The sequence below is a fragment of the Kitasatospora putterlickiae genome, assembly GCF_039527695.1.
Classification (GTDB): domain Bacteria; phylum Actinomycetota; class Actinomycetes; order Streptomycetales; family Streptomycetaceae; genus Kitasatospora; species Kitasatospora putterlickiae.
Map to the genome: position 1 here is coordinate 1 of NZ_BAAAKJ010000270.1, position 3,744 is coordinate 3,744.

Genomic DNA, 3,744 nt, shown 5'->3' on the forward strand with positions numbered 1-3,744 from the left:
CCGGCCGCCCGGCCGCCTGTTCGTTCGGGCGGGCCGGGGAGACGGATCCGCCGCGCGTGGTCAGTCCGAGGCCTCGAAGGGGCGCGGCGGGTAGGTGGCCGTGACGGTGCGGCCGGACGCGCGCGCCGCCAGCGCCTGCCGCGCCGCGTAGCCCCGGTCCGGACCGGCCGCGGCGTCCAGCTCCTCGCCCGGGCGGAACCATTCCCAGTCGGTGATCTCCCCGTCCGGGCAGGCGAGTCGGACCGATGAAGGGTCTGCGGTGCCGAAGTCGTGGAAGAACTGCACGATGGGGTGGTCCGCGCCCGGCGCCGGATGCTGCCAGAGCACCGCGAGCAGCGGGCCGGCCGGCCGGTCGAGGCCGGTCTCCTCCCGTAGCTCGCGGGCGGCGCCGGTCGGCGAGTCCTCGTGGGTGTCGAGCACCCCGCCCGGGAAGTTCCACCGACCGGCGTCCGGCCGCCGGTCCGGTTCCCGCACCCGCGACTTCACCATCAGCAGCCGCCCGTCCGGCGCGGTCAGCACGGCGGCCGTGCACAGCCACGCGCGCGGCGTGGTGGCCAGCCACTGGGGACGCGACAGGTGCGGCCGGGCCGGGGCGTGCGCCCGCAGGAAGCGGACTGCGGCGGGGGAGAGGCCGGGCAGGTTGTCCGTGAAGAACCAGGCGTGCGTGGTGTGCCGACGGAGCACGAGCCGCCCCAGCGCGCCGGGCGCGTACGCCGACAGCGCGAACACGTACTGCCGCCGCGCCGCACCGTCAGGACCGTCCCCGAACCCCCCGAGCGGGCGCACCGCCTCGGCGGACGCCCCGCAGACCTCGGCCAGCGCGCGGACGGCCGCCGCCACCGGCTCCTCGGCCGGCCGGACCCGCGCGGACGGCAACTCCCAGCGGCCGTCCGCCCGGCGCAGCAGCAGAACCCGGCCGACCGCGTCCGTGACGACCACGGCGGCGAGTGGCGGACGATCGGTCGGGCGGTCGGACGGGCTGTGCTCCACCCGGGCCTCCTTCGACGTCAGAGAATCGCGTGGAAGGCCCGGCTGAGGCGTTCCGCCTCCCGGAACACGTCCATCTGTTCGACGGTGGGCAGTTCGATTCGGCAGTAGCCCCGCACCTCGGCCCGCAGTCCGTCCGGCATCTCAACGGCTTCGCTGAGATAGAAGAGCTCGGTCCGCGAGCGGTCGGCCGCCGGTGGGCCGCTGCGCCCTGGGTCCGGCGGGGGCCGGGGCTTCCCCGGCTGCGATCTGCCGCAGCTTGAGCAGGACGCGCGGGTCCAAGCCCAGCGCCTCGGCGAGTGCCGTGATCGTCTCCGCTCTCGGCACCGGCCCCGTGAGGGCGTTGTGAATGGTGCCGCGGCTCACCCCCGCTCTTCTGGCGAACTGTGTCTTGTCCAGGCCCAGGACGGCCCGCTTGTCGTCGAGCCGCCTGCGCAACTCGACCAGCGCCTCCCCAGGCCCAAGGTCTTCCGTGCTCACACGCCCCCCAGCGTCGGGCTTCCAGCGGTGTTCAGGTGTGTACACCATTGTCCAGTCTCAACCGTGTTCAACACCGGTTCCAGGAAATTCGGTCACGTCAACAGTCCGACCCCCGCTGGGAGATCGTTGTGAACCACGTCGCCGTCGTCCTGCTCACCGTCGCTCTGGTCCTCGTGCTGGCCCTCCTGATCGGCGTGGCCGCAGGTGCGCTCGCCCGTCTCGACGGTTCCACCTACCCCGCCGCCGTTGCCCGCGCGGGCGGGGCCTTCGCCGCGGTCCTCGCCCTCGCCGCCGCGGTCACCGGTGTGCTCGCCCAGTTCCTCGGCTGACGCCGGGCGGTCCCCTCCGGCGGCGACCGCCCGGCGCCGCCGACCTGCGACGGCTCCCCGACCGAGAGGGTGTGTCCCCGTGCTCGGCCCGCGGGACCTGTCGCCCGGCGACCCGGCCAGGACCGTGACCGAGGAACTGGGCCGCCCGGTGCGCTACCGGCACCAACCGCTCGACGCGCCGCGCGTCACCCTGCTCGGCCACGGCCTCAACGCGGCGTTCGCCGAGGGCCTGGTCGACGTGAAGCGGGCCAAGGACGAGGGCCTGGACGCGGCCGTCGAGCGCTCGCCGCAGGCGGACCGGGCCACCGGATTCGCACAGCGGTGCGCGTGAACCCTCAGGTCCGCCGTCCTCGCCGCACCGGAGGCGGCCGGTGTCCGCCGCCGCGCCGGGCCGCTCGCCTCCTTCGTCACCTGACTTCGTCACCTGACGCCCCGCCCGGCACCGCCGCCGTCACGCCTCCTGGGTGTCCGGCGGCGGGGTGGGGCAGGGGGCGGCCGGACCGTCGCCGGGCGGGGCCGGGTGGTCGAGCAGCGACCAGAGGACCCAGCCCGTCAGCCCCCGGGGCGCGACCACGATCCGGCTCCAGCGGGTGCCCAGCGGGGAGATCCAGGTGTCGACGATCTCGGCCGGCTCGCCGCACCGGGCCAGGCCCAGCACCGCGCCGTCGACGGAGTGCTCGCGCCGTACGTTGGCCGCGCTCGCGGCGACCACCCAGCCACGCGGGGCCTCCGGCGGAGGCGGGCCGGGGTGCCGTTCCGGCGGCGGACGGTGACCGATCCCCACCGCCACCGCCAGGAGAGTGAGGACCAGCAGGGACAGCGCGGCCCAGAAGGCCCTTCTTCCTACGTGTGCAGACATACCGGTCACAACGAGCCGGTCGGGCGGGCGCCGTCCACTCCCCGCCCACGGCCACCCGGAAGGCCCTCCCGCCTCGCCCGGGAGGGTGGCACCCGCCTCCGCATGCCGTAACCGGGACCCCGCCGTCCGCCGCCCGCCCAACTCCGGTACGGACAGGGCGTCCACGGAGCAACCGGCCGCCCGGGGCGGCCACCGCGACCGTCGGCGGCGGCCCCTACGATGGGTCGGCATGAACACTGGGGGGCCGGGGACGCGGCTCATCGACAACCGCTTCGAACTGCTGGAACGCCTCGGCGGCGGGGGCATGGGACTGGTCTGGCGCGCCCGCGACACCATGCTGCACCGCGAGGTCGCGCTCAAGGAGGTCCGCCCGCCGGACCCGGCGATGGCCGCGGCCGACCCCACCGCCGCCGACGAACTGCGCGAGCGCGTGCTGCGCGAGGCCCGCGCGCTCGCCCGCCTCCAGCACCCGAACGTCGCGGTGATCCACCACATCGTCGACACCCCCGGGCACCCCCACCCCTGGCTGGTCATGGAACTGGTCACCGGCGGCAGCCTCGCCGACCGGATCGCCCGCGGCCCGCTCACCGTCCCCGAGGCCGCCCGGATCGGCCGCGGTGTGCTCGCCGCGCTGTGCGCCGCGCACGCGGCCGGCATCCAGCACCGCGACGTCAAGCCCGGCAACGTGCTGCTGCGCGCGGACGGCACCCCCGTCCTCACCGACTTCGGCATCGCCGCGATGCGGGACGCCACCGCGCTCACCGCCACCGGCGCGCTGATCGGCTCGCCCGAGTACATCGCGCCGGAGCGGATCCGCGGCGAGGAGGGCAACCCGTCCTCGGACCTGTGGTCGCTCGGCATGCTGCTGTACGTCGCCGTCGAGGGGCACCACCCGCTGCGCCGCGCCACCTCGCTGGCCACGCTCGCGGCCGTGCTCGACGAGCCGCTGCCGCCGCCGACCCGCTGCGGGCCGCTGGGGCCGGTGCTGACCGCGCTGCTGGCGCGCGATCCGGCGGTGCGGCCCGGCGCCGCGCACCTCGACCAGGTGCTCGCGGCCGCCGAGCCTGGCGTGGCCGGCGCTTCGGTGCC

At 76.0% G+C, this 3,744-nt stretch carries 7 protein-coding genes; 3 read left to right on the top strand and 4 right to left on the bottom strand.

Annotated features, from left to right (window positions below; translation table 11 throughout):
• Positions 1–60: 60 nt before the first annotated feature.
• From ABD308_RS27120 to ABD308_RS39765, 3 genes are read right to left on the bottom strand one after another with little or no spacing between them, the layout of a single operon-like run.
• Positions 61–990: an NUDIX hydrolase gene (locus ABD308_RS27120; RefSeq protein ID WP_344339717.1), complete on the bottom strand. Its 930-nt coding sequence runs from the start codon at positions 988–990 to the stop codon at positions 61–63.
• Between the two features lie 17 nt (positions 991–1,007).
• Positions 1,008–1,130, bottom strand: coding sequence for a hypothetical protein (locus ABD308_RS27125; protein WP_344339721.1), 123 nt, complete (start codon positions 1,128–1,130; stop codon positions 1,008–1,010).
• A gap of 1 nt (position 1,131) precedes the next feature.
• Positions 1,132–1,515 carry a helix-turn-helix domain-containing protein gene (locus ABD308_RS39765; protein ID WP_425554857.1) on the bottom strand — a complete coding sequence of 128 codons (384 nt, stop codon included), beginning with the start codon at positions 1,513–1,515 and terminating at the stop codon, positions 1,132–1,134.
• 80 nt (positions 1,516–1,595) lie between these two features.
• On the opposite strand from ABD308_RS39765, the gene ABD308_RS27130 reads away from it, so the two are divergent.
• A complete protein-coding gene (locus tag ABD308_RS27130) occupies positions 1,596–1,796 on the top strand; it encodes a hypothetical protein (protein ID WP_344339725.1) in 201 nt (66 codons plus the stop codon).
• 79 nt (positions 1,797–1,875) lie between these two features.
• Positions 1,876–2,127 carry a Rossmann-fold NAD(P)-binding domain-containing protein gene (locus ABD308_RS27135; protein ID WP_344339728.1) on the top strand — a complete coding sequence of 84 codons (252 nt, stop codon included), beginning with the start codon at positions 1,876–1,878 and terminating at the stop codon, positions 2,125–2,127.
• Positions 2,128–2,247: 120 nt separating this feature from the next.
• On the opposite strand, the gene ABD308_RS27140 is transcribed toward ABD308_RS27135, so the two are convergent.
• Positions 2,248–2,655, bottom strand: coding sequence for an SH3 domain-containing protein (locus ABD308_RS27140; protein WP_344339733.1), 408 nt, complete (start codon positions 2,653–2,655; stop codon positions 2,248–2,250).
• Positions 2,656–2,884: 229 nt separating this feature from the next.
• Here ABD308_RS27140 and ABD308_RS27145 point away from each other — a divergent pair.
• On the top strand, positions 2,885–3,744 hold an 860-nt coding region (locus tag ABD308_RS27145), incomplete at its 3' end, for a serine/threonine-protein kinase (protein ID WP_344339736.1).